14 protein-coding genes and 1 pseudogene are annotated in these 22,754 nt (G+C 60.2%); 8 read left to right on the top strand and 7 right to left on the bottom strand.

The window, feature by feature from the left end; all coding sequences use genetic code 11:
• The 5 genes and pseudogenes from AAAB16_RS13005 to glnE form a co-directional block, all read right to left on the bottom strand.
• Positions 1 to 338, bottom strand: a pseudogene (locus tag AAAB16_RS13005) (glycosyltransferase family 1 protein); the annotation flags it as partial.
• Positions 338 to 1,339 carry a lipopolysaccharide heptosyltransferase I gene (gene waaC, locus AAAB16_RS13000; RefSeq protein ID WP_340663703.1) on the bottom strand — a complete coding sequence of 334 codons (1,002 nt, stop codon included), beginning with the start codon at positions 1,337 to 1,339 and terminating at the stop codon, positions 338 to 340. The pseudogene AAAB16_RS13005 and the gene waaC, both read right to left, overlap by 1 nt.
• Positions 1,339 to 2,373 carry a lipopolysaccharide heptosyltransferase II gene (waaF, locus tag AAAB16_RS12995; RefSeq protein ID WP_340663702.1) on the bottom strand — a complete coding sequence of 345 codons (1,035 nt, stop codon included), beginning with the start codon at positions 2,371 to 2,373 and terminating at the stop codon, positions 1,339 to 1,341. The genes waaC and waaF overlap by 1 nt, the downstream gene beginning before the upstream one ends.
• Positions 2,374 to 2,529: 156 nt before the next feature.
• Positions 2,530 to 3,453, bottom strand: coding sequence for a branched-chain amino acid transaminase (locus tag AAAB16_RS12990; RefSeq protein ID WP_340663701.1), 924 nt, complete (start codon positions 3,451 to 3,453; stop codon positions 2,530 to 2,532).
• Positions 3,454 to 3,532: 79 nt separating this feature from the next.
• The gene (gene glnE, locus AAAB16_RS12985; RefSeq protein WP_340663700.1) at positions 3,533 to 6,478 is read right to left on the bottom strand and encodes a bifunctional [glutamate--ammonia ligase]-adenylyl-L-tyrosine phosphorylase/[glutamate--ammonia-ligase] adenylyltransferase; all 2,946 of its coding nucleotides are present in this window, start codon (positions 6,476 to 6,478) and stop codon (positions 3,533 to 3,535) included.
• A 258-nt stretch (positions 6,479 to 6,736) separates the two neighbouring features.
• Between glnE and aceE the strand changes: the two genes are divergently transcribed.
• Positions 6,737 to 9,382, top strand: coding sequence for a pyruvate dehydrogenase (acetyl-transferring), homodimeric type (gene aceE / locus AAAB16_RS12980; protein ID WP_340663699.1), 2,646 nt, complete (start codon positions 6,737 to 6,739; stop codon positions 9,380 to 9,382).
• A gap of 12 nt (positions 9,383 to 9,394) precedes the next feature.
• On the top strand, positions 9,395 to 11,050 hold the full coding sequence (gene aceF, locus AAAB16_RS12975; protein ID WP_340663698.1) for a dihydrolipoyllysine-residue acetyltransferase: 1,656 nt from the start codon (positions 9,395 to 9,397) through the stop codon (positions 11,048 to 11,050).
• A 171-nt stretch (positions 11,051 to 11,221) separates the two neighbouring features.
• Here the strand turns inward: aceF and AAAB16_RS12970 are convergent, their stop codons facing one another.
• Positions 11,222 to 11,701, bottom strand: coding sequence for a hypothetical protein (locus AAAB16_RS12970; protein ID WP_340663697.1), 480 nt, complete (start codon positions 11,699 to 11,701; stop codon positions 11,222 to 11,224).
• Between the two features lie 119 nt (positions 11,702 to 11,820).
• Here AAAB16_RS12970 and AAAB16_RS12965 point away from each other — a divergent pair, with 119 nt between their 5' ends.
• From AAAB16_RS12965 to AAAB16_RS12950, 4 genes are all read left to right on the top strand, one after another.
• On the top strand, positions 11,821 to 14,517 hold the full coding sequence (locus AAAB16_RS12965) for an EAL domain-containing protein (protein ID WP_340663696.1): 2,697 nt from the start codon (positions 11,821 to 11,823) through the stop codon (positions 14,515 to 14,517).
• Between the two features lie 82 nt (positions 14,518 to 14,599).
• Entirely contained in the window at positions 14,600 to 15,244 is a 645-nt protein-coding gene (gene msrA, locus AAAB16_RS12960) for a peptide-methionine (S)-S-oxide reductase MsrA (protein ID WP_340663695.1), read from the top strand.
• Between the two features lie 173 nt (positions 15,245 to 15,417).
• A complete protein-coding gene (locus tag AAAB16_RS12955; protein ID WP_340663694.1) occupies positions 15,418 to 16,440 on the top strand; it encodes a TRAP transporter substrate-binding protein in 1,023 nt (340 codons plus the stop codon).
• Positions 16,441 to 16,529: 89 nt separating this feature from the next.
• Positions 16,530 to 17,798 carry an HD domain-containing phosphohydrolase gene (locus AAAB16_RS12950; RefSeq protein WP_340663693.1) on the top strand — a complete coding sequence of 423 codons (1,269 nt, stop codon included), beginning with the start codon at positions 16,530 to 16,532 and terminating at the stop codon, positions 17,796 to 17,798.
• Positions 17,799 to 17,942: 144 nt separating this feature from the next.
• Here the strand turns inward: AAAB16_RS12950 and AAAB16_RS12945 are convergent, their stop codons facing one another.
• The gene (locus AAAB16_RS12945) at positions 17,943 to 18,779 is read right to left on the bottom strand and encodes a 23S rRNA (adenine(2030)-N(6))-methyltransferase RlmJ (protein WP_340663692.1); all 837 of its coding nucleotides are present in this window, start codon (positions 18,777 to 18,779) and stop codon (positions 17,943 to 17,945) included.
• A gap of 168 nt (positions 18,780 to 18,947) precedes the next feature.
• Here AAAB16_RS12945 and AAAB16_RS12940 point away from each other — a divergent pair, with 168 nt between their 5' ends.
• Both AAAB16_RS12940 and AAAB16_RS12935 read left to right on the top strand, forming a co-directional pair.
• Positions 18,948 to 20,750, top strand: coding sequence for an acyl-CoA dehydrogenase (locus tag AAAB16_RS12940; RefSeq protein WP_340663691.1), 1,803 nt, complete (start codon positions 18,948 to 18,950; stop codon positions 20,748 to 20,750).
• Positions 20,751 to 21,002: 252 nt separating this feature from the next.
• Positions 21,003 to 22,748, top strand: coding sequence for a potassium/proton antiporter (locus AAAB16_RS12935; RefSeq protein WP_110618145.1), 1,746 nt, complete (start codon positions 21,003 to 21,005; stop codon positions 22,746 to 22,748).
• Positions 22,749 to 22,754: the final 6 nt, after the last annotated feature.

Here is a 22,754-nt window from a genome sequence, read left to right as displayed (position 1 = left end):
GCGTTGCGCAGGTTTTGCGCTTTATCTTCTAAACAGCCGTCGGCGGCGTAGTACACATCCAGCCCGGGCATTTTGTTAAAGCCGACCACGCGGTCCACCGGGCGCGTGGCCAAATCGGCTTGCACCCAAGCCAGCAGCTTCTCGTTGCGGCGGTGGTTAAACAACGCTTTGACCGGCGCCACCAGCACTTCAAAACCAGGCGGCACATCGCCTTCCCAGATCAGCGTGTAGACACGAATTTTATGGCCGCGCTGCTGGCACTCCAGGGCGATGCGCATAAAGTCGCGCTGCAAGCCGCCGAAGGGAAAGTACTTGTACAAAATAAAGGCCAGTTGCATCAGACAGTCTCAGGCAGAAGTAGCAGAGCTTGTAACTCGGTCGCCACGCGCTCGGGCAGCAGGTCGTCGAAACAGGGTTTGTCGCGGTCGCCCAGGCCGGCGTTAGGGCCCGTGGCGCACAGGTGAATCTGCGATCGGCCGTAGGCGCCAACGCGCCCCGGTAAGGTCGGCCCGTACAGGGAAATGCTCGGCACATCCAAAGCGGCAGCCAAATGGCCGAGGCCAGTGTCCACCGCCACACAGGCTTGTGCGCCGGCAATCACCTTGGCCACCCCCGCCAGGTTTAATTTGGGCAGTACCACGGCGTTTTCCAACCCCGCCGCGATCCGTTCGGCGCGTTGTTTCTCGACCTCGTTGCCCCAGGGCAGGCGAATGGCATAACCCAGCTCGCTCATTTGCTCAGCCAACTGGCGCCAGTAACTCTCCGGCCAATGCTTGCTAGCCCAGGTGGTGCCGTGCAGGAACACTAAGTACGGCGGCGCACCTGGGTCGGCCAGCAGGGCACGGTTAAGGCCGTAGTCGCCGATGTGCGTCGGCAGTGGATAGTCCAGGGCCTTGGCGAACAGTTGCCGAATGCGCTCCAGGGCATGCTGATCACGGGGCACGGCGTAGGTGCGGTCGTAGAAGCGGCAGGCAATCGGCTCACGCGCCGAATCGCGGTCGTAACCGGCAATCGGGCCCTGCACATAGCGGGTCAGCCAGGCGCTTTTCAGCAAGCCTTGGGCGTCAATCACCAAGTCATATTTGGTTTCGCCCAGGCGCTGTTTAAAGCGTTTCCAGTCGCCGTTTTTAATCGTTTGCCAGAGGTTTTTCCGCCAGCGCCTAATCGCCACCGGAATCACCTGGGCCACAGCCGGGTGCCAGGCCGGAATCTCGGCAAAGCCCTCTTCCACCACCCAGTCGAACTGGATACCGGGAATTGCCCGCGCTGCATCGGTGAGCGCCGGCAGGCTGTGGATAACATCGCCCAGGGATGAGGTTTTGATCAGCAGAACCCGCATCAATCGACCTCAGCCGGGTTAGGCGCCAAGCGCGCCAGCGCTTCCACCACCGGGCGCGGTTTTAATTCGCGCAGGCAGTTGTAGTGGCCAAAGCGGCAGGTGCGGTCAAAGCAGGGGCTGCATTCGATGCCCAGGCGCACGATTTCCACGTGGTCGGCCAGCGGCGGGGTAAATGCCGGCGAGGTGGAACCATAGATCGCCACCAGTGGGCGATTAAGCGCTGCGGCCACGTGCATCAAGCCAGAGTCGTTGGAGGCCACGGCGGTGGCGCACGAGAGCAAATCGATGGCCTCGGCCAGCGAGGTTTCACCACTGAGGTTGCGCGCTTCTTCACGCAGGCCCGGGATCAGCCGATTACGAATGGCCTCCCCCACCGGGTGATCATTCTTCGAGCCAAACAACCACACCTGCCAGCCTTCGCGAATTTTCAGCTCGGCCACTTTGGCGTAGTGCTCGCTGGGCCATTTTTTCGCTTCGCCGAACTCGGCACCGGGGCACAGGGCCAATACCGGGCGGTCCAGGCTCAGGCCGAACTTGGCCAGGGCGGCATCACGGCTTTGTGCATCGATCTGCAAACTGGGCTTTGGATACGGCTGCGGCAAGTCGGCACCGGGCTCATAGGCCAGGGCCATAAAGCGCTCGATCATCAGCGGGTAGCGTTCTTTGTCGAGCTTACGCACGTCATTGAGCAGGCCGTAACGCAGCTCGCCTTTCCAACCCGTGCGTTTCGGAATGCCGGCGAAAAACGGCACCAGCGCCGACTTTAGCGAATTGGGTAGCAAAATCGCCTGATCGTACTGGCCGGCCAGGGATTTGCCGATGCGCCGGCGCGTACCCAACTCCAGCGCGCCATGGCCCAGGGGAAAGCTCAGGGCTTTGCGCACCTCGGGCATGCGTTCAAGAATCGGCCGGCTCCAGTCCGGCGCTAGCACGTCGATCTGGCAGTCGGGGTGACGCTGCTTGAGCACCTGAAACAGGGTCTGCGCCATCACCATGTCGCCGACCCAGCTCGGCCCTACGATCAATATGTTCATTCAAACTCCGCAAATGAGCAGGGAGGCGTCTAAGCCTCCCTGTCACTGCTAATCGCAATTTTTCAAAGTGCTGCCGTAGGGTGTGCTGTGCGCACCGAGCGTTTTATGGGCGATCGCTATGGTGCGCACGGCACACCCTACGGGTTTACACCCAGCTTACTTAACGGCAGTGCGCCACTGCGCGTGGGCGCTGGTCTGGCCGGTGACCAGGTCGAAGTAGGCTTTTTGCAGTTTTTCGGTAACCGGGCCACGGCTGCCGATACCGATGCTGCGGCCATCGACTTCGCGGATCGGCGTCACTTCGGCAGCAGTACCGGTGAAGAACGCTTCGTCGGCGATATACACCTCGTCGCGGGTGATGCGTTTTTCCACCACCTTGATACCCAGCTCTTCGGCCAGGGTCAGCACGGTGCTGCGGGTAATGCCATTCAGGCACGAGGTGACTTCCGGGGTGTACAGAATGCCGTCCTTGATCAGGAAGATATTCTCGCCCGAGCCCTCAGCCACATAGCCTTCCGGGTCGAGCAGCATGGCTTCGTCGGCACCGGCAGACACCGCTTCCTGCAACGCCAACATCGAGTTGATGTAGTTGCCGTTGGCCTTGGCGCGGGTCATGGAAATGTTGACGTGGTGGCGGGTAAAGGAGCTGGTGCGCACCTTGATACCTTTTTGCAGGGCTTCATCGCCCATGTACGCGCCCCAGTGCCAGGCGGCAACAATGACGTGCACTTTCAAGCTGTCAGCGCGGATGCCCATGGCTTCCGACCCGTAGAACACCATCGGGCGGATATAGGCGCTTTCAAGGTTGTTTTCACGCACCGCCGCACGGGTGGCTTCGTTGATCTGTTCTTTAGTGAACGGCATTTTCATATTCATGATATGCGCCGAATCGAACAGGCGGTCGGTGTGCGCTTGCAGGCGGAAAATCGAGGTGCCCTGCGGGGTGTTGTAGGCGCGTACGCCTTCGAATACACCCATGCCGTAATGCAGGGTATGGGTCAGTACGTGGGTGGTTGCGTCGCGCCATTGCACCAGCTCGCCGTCATACCAAATCACACCATCACGATCGGCCATCGACATCGTTCAGCTCCTCAGAATTTGCTCGTAGGGTTGCTTGAATGGATTGCTTGCGTACGTTTCTGTGCGTGCACCGGGCCGTTCAACTCAGCCCCAGCTCACGCCAGATACGCATCACTGCCTGACGTTCTTGCTGGAACTGCTCGCCACTGACGATGCCGGGCTGCTTTTGCAACGCCAGGCGGTGTGAGGCGGAACGGTAGGCCTTATAGACCTCTTGCAGCAGAGTGGCATCGACCCCAGGCATCAAGCCCAAGCGCTCCAGCCCTTCCAAAATGCGAATGTTGTCGGTGAACTGCAACAGCGGCGGATACGCGCCGGACCAAGCCAAGGCCGCGTATTGCACCATAAATTCAATATCGACGATACCACCGGCATCCTGCTTGAGATCGAACGGCGCTGCGGCTTCGAAGGCATTGGCCGCTGTGCCGGCAGCGGTCTGCTTGCTGCCGAGGTTATCGCGCATTTTCGCCCGCATCTCGCTGACATCGGCCTGCAACTTGGGCAAATCGCGCTCGCGGCCAAGCACCTGGGCACGTACGTGTTCGAAGGCTTTGCCAACCCGTTCGCTGCCGACCAACACCCGCGCACGTACCAGCGCTTGGTGTTCCCAGGTCCAGGCTTCGTTTTCCTGGTAGCGCTGAAAGGCACCCAATGAACTCACCAACAAGCCGGCAGCACCGGAAGGCCGCAAACGCATATCCACTTCATACAGTTGGCCGGAGTTGGTCTGCGCGGTTAGCAGGTGAATGATGCGCTGGCCCAAACGGTTGAAGAATTGCGCGCCGTCGATGGGCTTGGCGCCGTCGGTTTCGGCTTGCGGGTCGCCGTCGTGGATAAACACCAAGTCAAGGTCAGAGCCGTGGCCCAGCTCAATGCCACCGACTTTGCCGTAGCCGACGATGACAAAATCCGGATCGCACAAGCCACCGTCGGCACGCTGTGGCGTGCCGTGTTTGGCCACGGTGTGGCGCCAGGCCAGGGCCAGCACCTGCTCAAGAATCGCCTCAGCCAGCCACGTCAGGTAGTCGCTGACCTTCATCAACTGCAGCGCCCCAGAGATCTCCGAAGCCGCCACGCGCAAACGGTGCGCCAGCTTGAAGTGCCGCAGGGCCTCCATCTGCTGCTCCAGATCGTCCTCGGGAATACGCGTCAGGCGCTCGCGCAACTCGGCGGCCAACTCCGGCGCCAAGGGCGGCTTGAACAGGCGACCTTCGTTAAGCAGCTCGTCCAGCAGCAAGGGGAAGCGGCTGATCTGTTCGGCAATCCACGGGCTGGCGGCGCACAGGGTTAGCAGTTGCTGTAAGGCACCAGGGTTTTCCGTGAGCAACACTAAATAAGCCGAACGCCGCGCCACGGCCTCAATCAACGGCAGCACGCGCTCCAGCACCAGATCAGGGTTTTCATGTTCGACGGCCTGCGCCAGCAGGCGCGGGATAAAGGCATCGAGACGTTCACGGCCCAAGCGCTGCATGGCGCGCACTTGGTTGCCGCCGCGCAGACCGGCCAGACGATGCAGCGCCGCAGGGGCATCGGTAAAACCGGCGTCGGCCAACTGGCGGCAGGCGCTCTCTTCATCCAGCGCCTCTTCCCATAACGGCAGCCACTCGCTGCCCACGCACAAATCGGCCTCGCCGTTTTCGTCTTCGTCCGGGTCGGCAATCACTTGGCGGAAATGCCATTCGATACGGCCGCGCCAGTACATCAGCCGCTCGTGGAACGCGGCCCAGGTATCAAAGCCCATCATAAAAGCCACGCGAGCACGCTCGTCGTCGCTGTCCGGCAGCATTTGCGTTTGGCGGTCGGCAATGGCCTGGATGGCGTGCTCGGTGTACCGCAAGAATTCATAACCATCGCGCATTTCCGCGACCACGGCCGGCGGCAAATAGCCCTGTCCCTCTAGTGTTTTTAGCACCTTTAATAGCGGCCGTTGTTGCAGGCTGAGGTCGCGACCGCCGTGGATCAGTTGAAAGGCCTGGGCGATAAATTCGACTTCGCGGATACCACCGGAGCCCAGCTTGATGTTCTCGGCCATGCCCTTGCGCCGCACTTCCTGCTGAATCAGCAGCTTCATGGCGCGCAGCGCTTCGATGGCGGAAAAGTCCAGATAACGGCGGTAAACGAAGGGGCGCAGCATCTCCAGCAATTGCGCGCCGGCCGCCTGATCACCGCCGACCACGCGGGCCTTGATCATGGCGTAGCGTTCCCAGTCGCGGCCTTGGTCTTGGTAGTACTGCTCCAGCGCGTTAAAGCTGAACACCAGCGAGCCGGCCGAGCCGTAGGGGCGCAGGCGCATGTCGACGCGAAAGACAAACCCGTCGACGGTAATCGCATCCAGCGCCTTGATCAGGCGTTGGCCGAGTTTGATAAAGAACTCCTGGTTATCCAGCGAGCGCTTAACGCCTTCGGTTTCGCCGCCTTCGGGGTAGGCAAAAATCAGGTCGATATCGGACGACAGGTTGAGCTCAACCGCGCCCAGCTTGCCCATGCCCAGCACCACCATATGCTGCGCCTCGCCGCTGCGCCGGCCCTTGGGCGTGCCGAACTGTTCGCAGTGGCGCGGGTAGAGCCAGTTATAGGTGAGGTCGATGCTGGCGTCGGCCAGGTCGGAGAGGTCTTTGCAGGTTTGCGCCAAGTCGGCCAGGCGGTTGACGTCGCGCCAGATGATGCGCACCTGCTGGCGGTTGCGCAGACGGCGCAGGGTTTGCCCCAGTTGGGCTTCGTCGCTGCAGTCGGCCAGGGCCGCAGCCATTTGCTCACGCAGCTCGCCGGGTTGCAGCGGACGCTCCAGTTCGCCGCTGGCGGCCAATGTCAGAAGCATCTGAGCGTCGCGCAGGGCTTGTTCGCTGACAAAGTCGCTGGCGCCTACAACACGCTTGAACGCTTCATGCCGATCCGCTGGCCACGCGTCGAACTGCGCGCTGGCGTCAGGCCCAAGAGCGCTAAGGGCGGCGCGGAACGATTGCTCGGCGCGCAGGACAAATGGCTGAAGACTGTTAGGCAATCCGACGAGCGAGGGCAGGTTCATGATCTATCCTGTTTATCGCCGTACAACCTGGCTTTCACCCACCAGATTGTCGCGATTTTTTCGTTTTAATGTGTACACAATGTAGTTTTACTACGAAAGAATGTGTCTCAAGGGCTGAAACCTCCGTCGATTTGTAGTAAAACTACACGCCGCCGGTCCTACCTCCGGTAAAAACCAAGAATTCACGTGCCTGCCCATAAGGCTGGCAACGAACACAAGGTTTTCGATTCTGGAAGCCTTTCCGCCATGGAGCAAGCCATGCAAGACCTCGATCCCGTCGAAACCCAGGAATGGCTGGACGCGCTTGAATCCGTCCTCGACCGTGAAGGTGAAGACCGCGCTCATTACCTCATGACCCGCATGGGCGAACTCGCCACCCGCAGCGGTGCGCAACTGCCCTATGCCATCACCACGCCGTACCGCAACACCATCCCCGTTACCCACGAAGCACGTATGCCTGGCGACCTGTTTATGGAACGCCGCATTCGTTCGCTGGTCCGTTGGAACGCCTTGGCGATGGTGATGCGCACCAACCTGAAAGACTCGGATCTGGGCGGCCACATCTCCAGCTTCGCCTCCAGCGCCACCCTCTACGACATTGGCTTCAACTACTTCTTCCAGGCCCCGACCGACGAACACGGCGGTGACCTCATCTACTTCCAAGGCCATGCATCGCCAGGCGTTTACGCCCGTGCCTTTATGGAAGGCCGCATTACCGAAGACCAAATGAACAACTTCCGTCAGGAAGTCGATGGCAATGGTCTGTCGTCATACCCGCACCCGTGGTTGATGCCTGACTTCTGGCAGTTCCCCACCGTTTCCATGGGCCTTGGCCCGATCCAGGCGATCTACCAGGCACGCTTTATGAAGTACCTGGAAAGCCGTGGTTTTATCCCGGCTGGCAAGCAAAAAGTCTGGTGCTTTATGGGCGACGGCGAGTGCGACGAGCCGGAATCCTTGGGCGCCATTTCCCTGGCTGGCCGCGAAAAACTCGACAACCTGATCTTTGTCATCAACTGCAACCTGCAGCGCCTCGACGGCCCAGTGCGCGGTAACGGCAAAATCATCCAGGAACTCGAAGGCGTGTTCCGCGGTGCGCAGTGGAACGTTAACAAAGTGGTCTGGGGTCGCTTCTGGGATCCGCTGCTGGCCAAAGACACCGACGGCATCCTGCAACGCCGTATGGACGAAGTCATCGACGGCGAGTACCAGAACTACAAGGCCAAAGACGGCGCCTTTGTTCGCGAGCACTTCTTTAACTCGCCAGAACTCAAGGCCATGGTCGCCGACCTGTCCGACGACGAAATCTGGAAGCTCAACCGTGGCGGCCACGACCCGTACAAGGTCTACGCGGCGTATCACCAAGCGGTTAACCATAAAGAGCAACCTACCGTCATCCTGGCCAAAACCATCAAAGGTTATGACACCGGTGCCGGCGAAGCGAAAAACACCGCGCACAACACCAAGAAAGTCGATGTCGACAGCCTGAAGAAATTCCGCGACCGCTTCGATATTCCGGTGAAAGACGAAGAGCTGGAAAACCTGCCGTTCTTCAAACCCGAAGAAGGCAGCGCCGAAGCCCGTTACCTCAGCGAGCGCCGCAGCGCCCTGGGTGGTTTTGTGCCGCAGCGCCGGGCCAAGAGCTTCAGCATTCCGACCCCGCCACTGGATAGCCTCAAGGCCATTCTGGACGGCAGCGGCGACCGCGAAATCTCCACCACCATGGCCTTTGTGCGCATCCTCTCGCAGTTGGTCAAGGACAAGGAAATCGGCCAACGCATCGTGCCGATCATCCCGGACGAAGCCCGTACCTTTGGTATGGAAGGCATGTTCCGTCAGCTCGGTATCTACTCCTCGGTCGGCCAGCTCTACGAGCCGGTGGATAAAGACCAAGTGATGTTCTACCGCGAAGACAAGAAGGGCCAGATTCTCGAAGAAGGCATCAACGAAGCCGGCGCCATGTCGTCGTTTATTGCTGCTGGTACTTCGTACTCCAGCCACAACCAGCCGATGCTGCCGTTCTACATCTTCTACTCCATGTTCGGTTTCCAGCGTATTGGCGACCTGGCCTGGGCCGCTGGCGACAGCCGCACCCGTGGCTTCCTGATCGGCGGTACGGCTGGCCGCACCACCCTTAACGGTGAAGGCCTGCAGCACGAAGACGGTCACAGCCATATGCTCGCCGGCACCATTCCCAACTGTCGCACCTATGACCCCACCTACGGCTACGAGCTGGCGGTGATCATTCAGGACGGCATGAAGAAAATGACCGAAGAGCAGCAGGACGTTTTCTACTACATCACCGTGATGAACGAGTCCTACGCCCAGCCAGCCATCCCGGCCGGTGTGGAAGAAGGCATCGTCAAGGGCATGTACCTGCTCGAAGAAGACAAGCGCGACGCCGCTCACCACGTGCAACTGCTGGGCTCGGGCACCATCCTGCGGGAAGTGCGCGAAGCCGCGAGAATTCTGCGTGACGAGTTCAACATCGGTGCCGACGTATGGAGCGTTACCAGCTTCAACGAACTGCGCCGCAATGGCCTGGCCGTGGAACGCAGCAACCGTCTGCACCCGGGTCAGAAGCCAGCGAAAACCTACGTGGAAGAATGCCTGGGCGGCCGCAAAGGCCCGGTCATTGCCAGCACCGACTATATGAAGCTGTTTGCTGAACAGATTCGTCAGTGGGTACCGGTCAAAGAATACAAAGTGCTGGGCACCGACGGTTTCGGCCGTAGCGACAGCCGCAAGAAGTTGCGTCACTTCTTTGAAGTGGACCGTCACTTCGTGGTGCTGGCCGCGCTGGAAGCCCTGGCTGATCGCGGTGATATCGAACCGAAAGTGGTGGCCGAGGCCATCGTCAAGTTCGGCATCAACCCTGAAAAACGTAACCCACTGGACTGCTAAGGGAGCGCTGAGATGAGTGAACTAATTCGCGTACCCGACATTGGCAGCGGTGAAGGGGAAGTTATCGAATTGATGGTGAAAGTGGGCGATCGCATTGAAGCAGATCAAAGCTTGCTCACCCTTGAGTCGGACAAAGCCAGCATGGAAATTCCCGCGCCGAAAGCCGGCGTGGTGAAAAGCCTGAAAGTGAAACTCGGCGATCGCCTGAAAGAAGGCGATGAGTTACTGGAACTGGAAGTGGACGGCGCTGAAGCAGCACCGGCCGCCGCCGAGCCAGCCGCCAAAGCCGAAGCCGCTCCGGCTGCTGAACCAACCAAAGCCGCCGAACCTGCCCCCGCAGCTGCTCCGGCCGCGGCGGCTGCAAGCTCGGTGCAAGACATCCACGTGCCGGATATCGGTTCGTCGGGCAAAGCCAAAATCATCGAGCTGTTGGTAAAAGTCGGTGACACGGTAGAAGCCGACCAATCGCTGCTGGTGTTGGAGTCTGACAAAGCCAGCATGGAAATCCCTTCGCCGGCTGCCGGCGTGGTGGAAAGCCTGAGCGTGAAGCTGGACGACGAAGTCGGCACCGGCGACCTGATTTTGAAGCTGAAAGTGGCAGGTAGCGCACCCGCTGCGGCGCCTGCTCCTGAACCTGCGGCGGCACCCTCTGCTCCGGCGGCTAAAGCCGAAGCTGCTGCGGCGCCAGCCGCTGCACCAGCAGCCGCACCTGCCAAAGCCGAAGCAGCCCCTGCTGCGCCGGCCAAAGACGGCGCAAAAACCCACGCCGGCCCTGCCGTCCGCCAACTGGCGCGCGAGTTTGGCGTTGAGCTAAGCGCTGTTACCGCGACCGGCCCCCATGGTCGTGTGCTGAAAGAAGACGTGCAGGTTTACGTCAAAGCCATGATGCAAAAGGCCAAGGAAGCACCGGCTGCCGGCGCTACCGGTGGTGCGGGTATTCCGCCGATTCCGGAAGTCGATTTCAGCCGCTTTGGTGAAATTGAAGAAGTGCCGATGACCCGCCTGATGCAAGTTGGCGCCACTAACCTGCACCGCAGCTGGCTCAACGTGCCGCACGTCACCCAGTTTGATTCGGCTGATATCACTGAGCTGGAAGCCTTCCGCGTTGCGCAGAAAGCCGTGGCTGAGAAAGCCGGCGTCAAGCTCACCGTATTGCCATTGCTGCTTAAAGCCTGCGCCTTCCTGCTCAAGGAACTACCGGACTTCAACAGCTCGCTGGCGCCGTCGGGCAAAGCGATTATTCGCAAGAAGTACGTGAATATCGGTTTCGCCGTGGATACCCCGGATGGCCTGTTGGTGCCGGTGATCAAAGACGTCGACAAGAAGAGCTTGCTGCAACTGGCTGCTGAAGCTGCCGAACTGGCAGAAAAAGCGCGGACCAAAAAGCTCTCGGCCGACGCCATGCAAGGCGCCTGCTTCACCATTTCCAGCCTCGGGCATATTGGCGGCACCGGCTTTACGCCGATCGTCAACGCGCCGGAAGTGGCGATTCTTGGCGTGTCCAAGGCCACTATCCAGCCGGTGTGGGATGGCAAAGCGTTCCAGCCCAAGCTGATGCTGCCACTGTCGCTGTCTTACGATCACCGCGTGATCAATGGTGCCGCTGCCGCACGTTTCACCAAGCGTCTTAGCGACGTGTTGGGCGATATCCGTACCCTGCTGCTGTAAGCGTTACTGCAAGGCTTTAACTTTCGGGCGCCACGCTCGTACCTCAGCCCCGCCGATTGGCGGGGTTTTTTTTGCGTGTTTTTTTCGGTGGAAAACCATTCGACATGTAGGTTGGGTTGAGCGTAGCGAAGCCCAACGCTCACCGAACGCGGACCGCCCCAAACTAGCGGCTCAACCCTTCTGCATATTGCGCAGCAAAAACGACAACGCTTTGGCTAGCTGTGCGGCACCTTGATGGTCACGGCGGATGGTTAGCCAAGGGCTACCGTCTTGAGGGTTTTTGAATACGCAGATTTGTTCGGTCGGCGGGCAGTCGTACTTGATGTAAGGGTCGACGCCGAACACCGAGAGACGTTGGTTACGCACGGCTATATTCACGCCTTGGGCTTCGCGGGTCTTTTCGCTGATAAGCAGCTCACCGGGAGCGCCGACGCTGAGTTGGTAAACCTGGTCGCGACGCTCGGCCTGCCCTACCTGAAAAGCCGCCCGCAACGCATAGGTGTCGAGCAGTTCATTGCTTTGCGCCAGCAACGCCTGACGGTCGCTGCTGGTGAGGTATAAATGTTTCAGTTCATTGAGGTAGCGCGCCTGCTCGGCACCATTCAATTCTGCCTCTGGTTCTGCTGCCTGCAAGCCAGCTGCGGCTAGCATTAACGTGGCGATTGCAGGCAAAAGGCCGAGCCGCCTTGTCAGTCGTGTTCGCATGATGCACCCTTACCGTTGAAGTGGCTCCAAGCCACTCGTTCAGCATACTGGAAGCGAGTCTCCCGATGAAAAGCCATACCGATGCCGCCAGCCGTCCGGCGGTCGAGGTTGTGACGCAGTTGCCAGTGCCCTCGCGGCTCGGCATGTTGCGTTTCGAGCGGCTTAATGAGGCTAGCTGGACACTGCTATTTTTAGACGCCTCCTGCGAGGCCCAATTTGGCCTCGCCGCTGGCGAACTTTGCGGCTTGGTTGGCTCGCCTTACGCCAGCCTGATGGAGCCGGAAGAACGCTACCAGTTGCACGACACCATTCAGCTGCAACTTAAAGATTCCCCGCACTACAAAGTCCACTACAAGCTGCACACACCCAATGGCCTGCTGCATTTAGTCGAGCTGGGCGAAGCCTTCAAGCAGCACGGTCGGCAACTACTACGCGGCTATTTATTGCCAGCAGACGAGCCGGTGTTCCCCGACCGCCAGCCGCAACAGTCCGAACTGCAAATTCAGAACAGCCGCCTGCAAGCCTCCCTCGAACTTTATCAACGCTCCCAAGAAGAACACCTGCAGCATCTGGTGCGCAGCCGTGCCCAGCAAAGCATGATCGTGCGCCTGGCGCGCCATCGGTATAGCTCCGAGAATCAGGTAGTCGAGGCTGCGCAGCTGATCACCAAGGCCGCCTGCGAAACGTTCAGCGTCGCCCGCGCCAGCCTCTGGTACCTGCGCCAAGAGCAGCTTGACCCCATCACCATGTACAGCACCGATATCGGCCAGCACGAGCTACCCACGCCGATCAACGCCAGCAAATACCCGCACTACCTCGCCGCCCTGCACAGTGGCCGCGCCATCGACGCCCATAGCGCCATGCGCGACCCGCGTACCCGTGAGCTGGCCGAAACCCACCTGATGCCCCGTGGCGTAACCGGCATGCTGGATGCCAGCGTGCGCGTGGCTGGCGAAGTGGTGGCGGTGCTGTGCCTGGAGCATGTGGGCAGCGAGCGCGTGTGGCAGGCCGATGAAATTGCCTTTGCCGGCGAGCTGGCGGACCAATTCGCCCACGCCCTGGTTAACCAGCAGCGCCGTAGCGCCAACACCGAATTGCAGCTGTTCCGCCGCGCGGTGGAACAAAGCGCCAGCGCGTTTTTGCTGATTGATCGCGACGGCATCGTCGAATACGTCAACTCAAGCTTTACCGCTATCACCCTGTTCAGCCCGGAAGAAGTGCAAGGCCGGCGCCTGTCCGAGCTACCGGCGCTGGCTAACCTCAGCGACCTGCTGTTCAACGCCCACTCCAATCTGGCCCAGCAAAACAGCTGGCATGGTGAATTCCGTAGCCGGCGCAAAAGCCTGGAACCGTACTGGGGGCACCTGTCGATTTCCAAGGTCTACGGCGGCGACGGCGAGCTGACCCACTACATCGGCATTTACGAAGACATCACCCAAAGCAAGCTGGCCCAGCAGCGTATCGAGCGCCTGGCCTATACCGACAACCTCACGCGCCTGGGCAACCGCCCGGCGTTTATCCGCAGCATGGAAGAGCGTTTTTCCGGCAACAGCGAGCAGCCCACCAGCTTGCTGTTGGTGGACATCGACAACTTCAAGCGAATCAACGACAGCCTTGGCCACCAGACCGGCGACAAGCTGCTGATGAGCCTGGCCCGGCGCCTGCGCAACAGCCTGAACTCGAACAACAGCCTGGCGCGCTTTGCCAGCAACGAGTTTGCCGTGCTGTTGGATAACTGCGATGTCGCTGAAGGCATGCGCATTGCCGGGCAAATTTTGCAAACCCTGGATAAGCCGCTGTTTGTCGACAACCAACTGATCAGCGTGACCGGCTCGGTCGGCCTGGCCTGCGCACCCCTGCATGGCCAAGACTCGCACACCCTGATGCGGCACGCAGGCTTGGCGCTGCACAAAGCCAAGGCCAACGGCAAACACCAGGTGCAGGTGTTTACCGAGGCGCTAAACGCCGAAGCCAACTACAAGCTGTTCGTAGAAAACAACCTGCGCCGGGCCCTGACGCAGAATGAGTTGGAAGTGTTCTACCAGCCCAAGCTCGACCTGCGCAGCGGCCACCTCACCGGCATGGAAGCGCTGCTGCGCTGGAACCATCCGGAAAAGGGCATGATCAACCCCGACCAATTTATCAGCGTGGCCGAAGACACCGGCCTGATCATCCCCATCGGCAAATGGGTGGCACGCCAGGCCTGCCGCATGAGCAAGCAATTGAGCGCGTTGGGCCTTGGTGAAATTCAGGTGGCCATCAACCTGTCGCCCAAGCAGTTCTCTGATCCCGATTTGGTAGGCTCGATTGCCGACATCCTCCAAGAAGAAATGCTGCCACCGCATTTGCTGGAGCTGGAACTGACTGAAAGCCTGCTGCTGGAAGCCACTGACGACACCCGCCAGCAGCTCAATCGCCTGAAAAGCCTGGGCTTGACCTTGGCCATGGACGACTTCGGCACCGGCTACTCGTCACTGAGCTACTTGAAAAAATTCCCCATCGACGTGATCAAGATTGATCGCAGCTTTATCAAAGACATCCCCGACAATCAGGACGATATGGAAATCACCTCGGCGGTGATTGCCATGGCCCACAATCTGAAACTCAAGGTGGTGGCCGAAGGCATCGAAAATGCCGCCCAGTTGAGTTTTCTGCGCCGGCATAAATGCGATATCGGCCAGGGCTATTTGTTTGACCGGCCCATTCCCGGCCGCGACCTGCTGGAAAGCCTGCGCCGTTACCCGTGCCGACCGGCAACTTGAAGTCCGTTGTAACGTCTGGCCTGGTAAACCCTCTATACAGACGTCAGAACGGTTAAACCCCTTGCCTAGATAGGAGCCCACCATGGTGCTGCGTTCGCAAATTCTCGCCCACAAGCTCGACCTGCCCACCGCCGAGCAAGCCCTGCCCGGCCGTGAAAGCCCGATGCCGGTGCCAGAGGCGCACTTCGTTAACGGCAACCCGTTGCAGGCGCCGTTCCCGGCCGGTTTGCAAACCGCCATTTTCGGCCTGGGTTGTTTTTGGGGCGCCGAGCGGCGCTTCTGGCAGCAGCCCGGCGTGTACACCACTGCCGTCGGCTACGCCGGCGGCCACACGCCGAACCCGACCTACGACGAAACCTGCTCGGGCCTGACCGGCCATGCCGAAGTGGTGCTGGTGGTGTTTGATCCAAAGGTAACTAGCTACGACGCCTTGCTGAAAACCTTCTGGGAAATCCACAACCCGACCCAAGGCATGCGCCAGGGCAACGACGTGGGCAGCCAGTACCGTTCGGCCATCTACGCCACCAGCCCCGCTCAGTTGGATGCAGCGCTGAGCAGCCAAGCGGCGTTCCAGAAGCAACTGGAAGCGGCGGGCTTTGGTGCAATCACCACTGATATCATCGAAGCGCCCACCTTCTACTACGCTGAGGCCTACCATCAGCAGTACCTGGCCAAGAACCCCAATGGTTACTGCGGCTTGGGCGGAACAGGCGTTTGCCTGCTGTAAACCTCAGTGCAACGAGTCGAGACGGCCCAGCAGTCTCGACTCGATCACGCATTGCTAAGGTCTAAGTGCGCCGGTAACAACCAAGTTGTAGGATGACCCTCTGCCAGCAGCTATGCCCCCGCCGGTTCCGAAAGCCGCAGCGGCTGCGCCTATAAAAAAAAGAGAGAGTCCGCATGAACACATCCCCCCTCGGGCGTTGCCGCCTGCTGTTAGGTTTTGCCGCTTTGTTGGGTTTTGCCGGTGCCGTCGGTGCCGCCTCCAGTGAAGAACCCATCGTTATCAAATTTTCCCATGTGGTCGCCGATGACACGCCCAAAGGCCAGGGCGCGATCCTATTCAAAAAGCTGGTAGAAGAGCGCTTGGCCGGCAAGGTCAGCGTCAAGATCTTCCCCAACTCCAGCCTGTATGGCGATGCCGATGAATTGCAGGCGCTGCGCGATAACAACGTGCAGATCCTCGCCCCATCGCTGGCCAAATTCAGCCAGTACAGCAAACAGCTGCAGATTTTCGATCTGCCTTTCCTGTTCGATGACCTGGCAGCGGTCAACCGCTTTCAGCAACGCGCCAAAGGTCGTCAGCTACTCACTGGTATGCAGGAGTCGAACATTACCGGCCTGGCCTATTGGCACAACGGTATGAAGCAGCTGTCCTCGACCAAGGCGCTAAACAAGCCCGCCGATGCCAAGGGCTTGGCATTTCGCATTCAATCGTCACCAATTATCGAAAGCCAATTCGCCGCCTTGGGCGCTACGCCGGTAAAACTGCCGTTCGCCGACACGTTGCAGGCTATGGCCGATGGCAAGGTACAGGGCACGGAGAACACGTGGTCCAACATCTACAGCCAGACGTACGAGAAGTACCAGCCGTATATGACCGAGACCAACCACGGCGTGCTCGACTATATGTTGGTGACCAATACCAAGTTTTGGTACGCCATCCCCCACGCCACCCGCACCGAGCTGGAAGGCATCATCGAAGATGTCACCTTCGCGGTAAACAATGCGGCCGAGCAGCAAAACGTCGACGCCCGGCAGCGCTTGAGTCAGGGCAAAACCAAGCTGATCACTCTCACCGAGCAAGAGCGCAGCGAGTGGCGCGCGGCCATGCAGCCGGTGTGGAAACAGTACGAAGCAGTCATCGGCGCCGACATCATCAATGCCGCCGAGCAGGTCAATCGCAAAAACGCCGGTAAGTAAAAGCTGGCTTTTAGCCATTAGGCGGGTCACGACCCGCTTCTGGCGCGCTAGACTTAGGGCCAAATAACCAGCGGCCCCAAGAGCCCGGCATGCCAGATTCGAAAAAACGCCTTGTTCCGCAACAACTTTGTGTCGGTCTCTACGTCCAGCTTGACCTGGGCTGGTGGGAACACGACTTCGCCTTTAGCAACTTCAAAATCAAAGACCAGGCCCAGCTCGATGCCCTGCTCGAACTGGGCTTGCCGCAGGTGCGTTACGACCCGGCACGCAGCGATTGCCAACCGTTGCCACACCCCGACGACCTGCCGCCGGTCATCGTCGAAGAACCGCCGCCGCCCCCCAAACCGCCCACTGCCGAAGAACTGGCGGCCCAGGCCCGCGCGGTAAAACTGGGCAAGCTGCGCAAACGTTTGGCCGAAGTTGACCGCAAATTCATCCACACCAGCCAAATGGTCAAAGAGCTGACCAAAACCCTGCAACGCGCCCCGGAAGACGTGGTGAAACAGGCCGGCGAAGTGGTGCGCGAATTGGTTGGCACCATGATGGCCGAGGATGGCGTGGTGCTGCACAGCATCAACGGCAAGGCCGCCGAAGATGCGTACTCCCATGCCTTGAACGTCACGGTGCTGGCGATGATGCTCGGCCGCCAGCTCGGTTACGACAGCGAGACCTGTCACTCCATTGGCCTGGGCGCGCTATTGCACGACATGGGCAAGCTGGATGTGCCGAGCAAAGTGCTGCTTAAAACCGAGCCGCTAAACCGCCCGGAACTGCAGTTTTTTCAAATGCACACCGAATTTGGCCGGCGCCGTGGGCATAAGTTGATGCTCGATGACGAGGTGCTGCGCATCATCGCCGAGCACCACGAATACTGTGACGGCAGTGGCTACCCCAACCACCTGCATGAAGCTGCCATCGGCCGCCTGAGCCGCGTGGTGACCATCGCTAACGTATTCGACAATCTGTGCAACCCACTCAACCCGCGCGAGGCCATCAGCCCCCACGAAGCCTTGGCGCGGATGTTTAATCAGTACAAGGAACGCTTCGACCAGGTGGCGCTCAAGGCCTTTATCCGCTGCATGGGCGTATACCCACCGGGAAGTCTGGTGCAGCTCGACGACGGCCGTTTCGGCTTGGTATTGGGCATGCACCCGACCTTGCCGCTGAAACCGACATTGATTGTGTACGAGGCGCATATCCCCAAAAGCGAAGCGCTCATTCTCAACCTGGAACACGAGCCCGAGCTGGCCATTGCCCGCAGCGTTAGGCCAGCCGAGTTGGGCGAAGCCGAGCGCGAATACCTCAACCCACGGCAGCAGTTGACCTATTACGTGGATGCAAAACGGCCGAAGGGTTAGGCGTTTTCCGCGTCACCACCGCAATGAGGTGCCGGACCATTGAATTCCCGCCTGCGCGGGAATGACGGATGTCGTTCTTGCAAACTCCGTCATCCCCGCGCAGGCGGGGATCCAGAATTTAAAGCCAGCCACACAACGCCGCCGTCACTCGGCAATCAACCAATCCAACCGCCAATCCCCTTGGCTTTGCGCCAAGGTTTTGCCCAGCCATGGCAGCAATTCCTTCAACTCGTCTTCCAAGCCCCAGGGCGCATTGGCGATCACCAGGCCGGAACCGCTTAATCGAGTGGCGTCGTCAGGGCTATGCACAAACAGCTCGGCGCGCAGCAGTTTCGGCGCGGTGGATTTGCTCAGGCCTTGGTAGAAGCGCTTGAGCTGACGCTCATCCTTGATCGGGTACCAAATGGCGACGATGGTCTGGCGCATACGGCCGATGCTTTCGTTAAGCGCGGTGATGCAGCGGTCCAGCTCATCGCTCTGCTCAAACGGCGGGTCGATCAGCAGCAAGGCGCGCTTTTCTGCCACCGGCAGCAGAGCACGCGGCACATGCCAGCCTTCGCCAAGGTGCACGGCCACGCGGCGGTCGCCTTTCATATTTTCTTTCAGCAGTTGGCCGTCCTGCGGGTGCTTTTCGTTAAGCAGCACGCGGTCTTGGTCACGGGTCAGCTCGCGGGCCAGTTCCGGAGAGCCTGGGTAGTAGCGCAGCTCGCCATCGGGGTTCATGGCCTTGAGCACGTTGAAGTAGTCGTCTGTGCTGGCCGGCCGCTCAGCGCCGTTCCACAGGCGGGCGATGCCTTCCAGCCATTCGCCGGTACGGCTCGCTTCGTCGCCCTTGAGGTCGTAGAGGCCAAGCCCGGCGTGGCTGTCGATGCACACGAACGGGGCTTCTTTGCGCGCCAGCAGGGCAATGATGCGGCTGACAATAAGGTGCTTGAGCACATCGGCATGGTTGCCGGCGTGGAAGGCGTGGCGGTAGTTCATCCTGCATGGTCCTCGGGCGCTGCTTTGGCGGCGAAGTTTACCAGCCCTGCGCACTGGGTTTTGCTGCTTTATCACCGGCCTGTATAGAGCTAGGCGCTGCCAGCCCCGCGCACTAGACTCCCGGCACAGGCCCAAGGCCGATCTCTCAATAACAAACAGGTAAGCCGCATGTCCGAGACTCTGCTCAGCTCCCGCAACCTGGCCTTCGAGCTTTACGAAGTGCTGGACGCCGAAGCCCTGACCCAGCGCGAACGTTTCGCCGAGCACAGCCGCGAAACCTTTGACGCCGCTATCGACACCGCCCGCAGCATTGCCGAAAACCTGTTCGCCCCGCACTGCCGCAAGAACGACGAAAACGAACCGCAATTTGTCGACGGCGCCGCGGTGCTGATTCCGGAAGTGAAACCGGCGGTGGATGCCTTCCTTGAAGCCGGCTTTCTTAATGCCTCGCGCGACTTCGAAGCCGGCGGCATGCAACTGCCAACCCTGCTGTCGCAAGCGTGCTTTTGCCACTTTCAGTCAGCCAACGCGGCCACTACTTCCTACCCATTTCTGACCATGGGCGCGGCCAACCTGATTGAGAGCTTTGGCAGCGAGGAGCAAAAGCAACGCTTCCTGCAGCCGATGATCGACGGCCGCTTCTTTGGCACCATGGCCCTGACCGAGCCCCACGCCGGCTCCTCGCTGTCGGACCTGCGCACCCGCGCCGAACCCGCTGGCGATGGCACTTACCGGATCAAGGGCAACAAAATCTTTATCTCCGGCGGCGACCACCCACTGTCGGAAAACATTGTGCATATGGTGCTGGCCAAGCTGCCGGACGCACCGGCCGGGGTAAAGGGCATCTCCTTGTTTATCGTGCCCAAGTTTCTGGTGAACGATGACGGCTCGCTGGGCAAGCGCAATGACGTGATTCTCGCCGGCCTGTTCCACAAGATGGGCTGGCGCGGCACCACCTCTACCGCGCTGAACTTCGGCGATAACGGTGAGTGCGTGGGCTACTTGGTGGGCAAACCGCACGCTGGCCTGGCGTATATGTTCCAGATGATGAACGAAGCGCGCATCGGCGTGGGCATGGGTGCGGTGATGCTTGGTTACGCCGGCTACCTGTATTCGCTGGACTACGCCCGTCAGCGTCCGCAAGGTCGTCTGCCCGACGGCAAAGACCCTACCACCGCACAAGTGGCGATCATTGAACACGCCGACGTACGTCGCATGCTGCTCACCCAGAAGGCCTACGTTGAAGGCTCCTTCGACCTGGCGCTGTACGCCGCCCGGCTGTTCGACGACACGCAAACCCTGGAAAGCGAGCAAGAGCGCAAAACCGCGCTGGAACTGCTCGACCTGCTGACCCCAATTGTGAAGTCCTGGCCTTCGGACTACTGCTTGAAAGCCAACGAACTGGCCATCCAGATTCTTGGCGGCCACGGCTACACCCGCGAATACCCGGTGGAGCAGTACTACCGCGACAACCGCCTGAACCCGATCCATGAAGGCACCTACGGCATTCAGTCGCTCGACTTGCTGGGGCGCAAAGTGTCCATGAACGGCGGCGCGGCACTAAAGCAGTTGGTCAAACTGGTGCAGACCTGCTGCCAACGCGCGGCCGAGTACGAGTCGCTAAATGCCCTGCGTGAACCGCTGGAACATTTGCTCTCGCGCCTGAGCACCGTAACCCTGGCCCTGCTTGGCGACTTGATGAGCGGCAAGGTCAACGAAAGCCTGGCCAACTCGGCGCTGTACCTGAAAGTGTTTGGCCATATGGTGATTGGCTGGCGCTGGCTGGAACAGGCCATTCGCGCCGAAGAAGGCTTGGCCAAAGGCAATGCTCAAGACCACGACTTCTACACCGGCAAGCTGCAGGCCGCGCGCTACTTCCTGACCTGGGAAGTGCCGAGCATGCACCATGATTTGGCGATTCTCGAAGCGCGGGATGACACCTGTTTGGCCATGAAAGACGCGTGGTTCTAAACACCGATATCGGCAGATATGCCTCGTAGGGTGCGCTGTGCGCACCAGGGCGTACACGCAAAAATCCCTTGGCGCGCGCAGCACCCCCTACGACGAGCAATAGCATCCGCACTACTAAAAACCATGCCCCGCCCCTACGCGGGGCTTTTTTTTGACAGGCGTGGGAAAGCGCAGGTTAGAATCGTCTGGCATGCCTGCTGCATGCTGTAGGTCATTTTCGATCTATCCGCCGTTCTGCCTGGAGTTCCGCCCTTGGATGCCACCGCCATCAATAGCCTGTTCCTGATCGGCGCATTGCTGGTGGGCGCAAGCATTTTGGTGAGCTCGCTGTCTTCGCGTCTGGGCATCCCGATTTTGGTGATTATTCTGGCGGTCGGCATGATTGCCGGCGTCGATGGCCCGGGCGGTATCGGCTTTAGCAACTACCCCCTTTCGTACCTGGTGGGCAACCTGGCCCTGGCAGTGATTCTGCTCGACGGCGGTTTGCGCACGCGGGTGTCCAGTTTCCGCGTGGCGCTGTCGCCGGCCTTGTCGATGGCCACGGTGGGCGTGCTGATCACCACCGGGCTGACCGGCATGGCCGCCGCCTGGCTGTTTAATCTCAACCTGATGCAGGGCCTCTTGGTCGGCGCCATTGTCGGCTCCACTGACGCCGCGGCGGTGTTTTCCCTGCTGGGCGGCAAAGGCCTGAACGAGCGGGTAAACGCCACCCTGGAGATCGAGTCCGGCAGCAACGACCCGATGGCGGTGTTTCTCACCGTGACCCTGATCGACATGCTCGCCAGCGGCCAAAACGAGTTCGGCTTTAGCCTGTTGCTGCACTTGCTGCGTGAATTCGGCATTGGCGCAATCATTGGTCTGGGCGGCGGCTGGGTGGTGCTTAAGCTGGTCAACCGCATTCACTTGGCCCACGGCCTCTACCCATTACTCGTAGTCAGCGGCGGCTTGTTGGTGTTCGCCCTGACTAACGCCCTGCATGGCAGCGGTATTTTGGCGGTGTACCTGTGTGGCCTGGTGCTGGGCAACAAGGCCATCCGCTCGCGCCACGGCATTTTGCATATGCTCGACGGCCTGGCCTGGCTGGCGCAGATCGGCATGTTCTTGGTGCTCGGCCTGCTGGTTACGCCCCACGACCTGCTGCCGATCGCCCTGCCGGCCTTGGCCCTGGCGCTGTGGATGATTCTGATCGCCCGGCCGCTGTCGGTCGCCGTCGGCCTGTTCCCGTTCAAAGCGTTCCATGACCGCGAAAAAGTCTTTATCGCCTGGGTCGGCCTGCGCGGCGCGGTGCCGATTATTTTGGCGGTGTTCCCGCTGATGGCTGGCCTGGAGCACGCGCAGCTGTATTTCAACCTGGCGTTCTTTATCGTTTTGGTTTCCTTGGTGGTACAAGGCACCAGCCTGCCGTGGGTGGCGAAGTGGCTGCGGGTAACCGTACCGCCCGAGCCGGCACCCATTTCCCGCGCCGGGCTGGAAGTACACCCCACCAGCCAATGGGAGCTGTTTGTCTATCGCCTGGGCGCAGAAAAATGGTGCATTGGTGCAGCCCTGCGTGAGCTGAATATGCCCGAAGGCACGCGCATCGCCGCGCTGTTCCGAGGCACCGAACTGCTCCACCCGTCCGGTAGTACCACGCTGGAAGCCGGCGATATGCTCTGTGTGGTCGGCCACGAACACGACCTGCCAGCGCTGGGCAAACTGTTCAGCCAGGCGCCCAAACGCGGTCTGGACCTGCGTTTCTTTGGTGACTTCGTACTTGAAGGCGATGCCGAACTCAGCGCCATTGCCGCGCTCTATGGCCTTAAAGTCGGCGATGTCGATGGCACGCTGCCGCTGGGCCGCTTTATTGCCCACGAGATTGGTGGCGAGCCGGTTATCGGTGACCAAGTGGAGTGGAATGGCCTGACGTGGACGGTTGCCGCCATGGAAGGGAACAAGATCCGCAAGGTCGGCGTCAAATTCCCCGAAGGTAGCCGCCCCGGCCCTGGCTTGTTCCTCTAAACTCCT

Source organism: Pseudomonas sp., from assembly GCF_037994325.1.
Lineage (GTDB): Bacteria > Pseudomonadota > Gammaproteobacteria > Pseudomonadales > Pseudomonadaceae > Aquipseudomonas.
The sequence above is the reverse complement of the archived record's forward strand: the minus strand, read 5'-3'. Positions and strand labels throughout refer to the sequence as shown.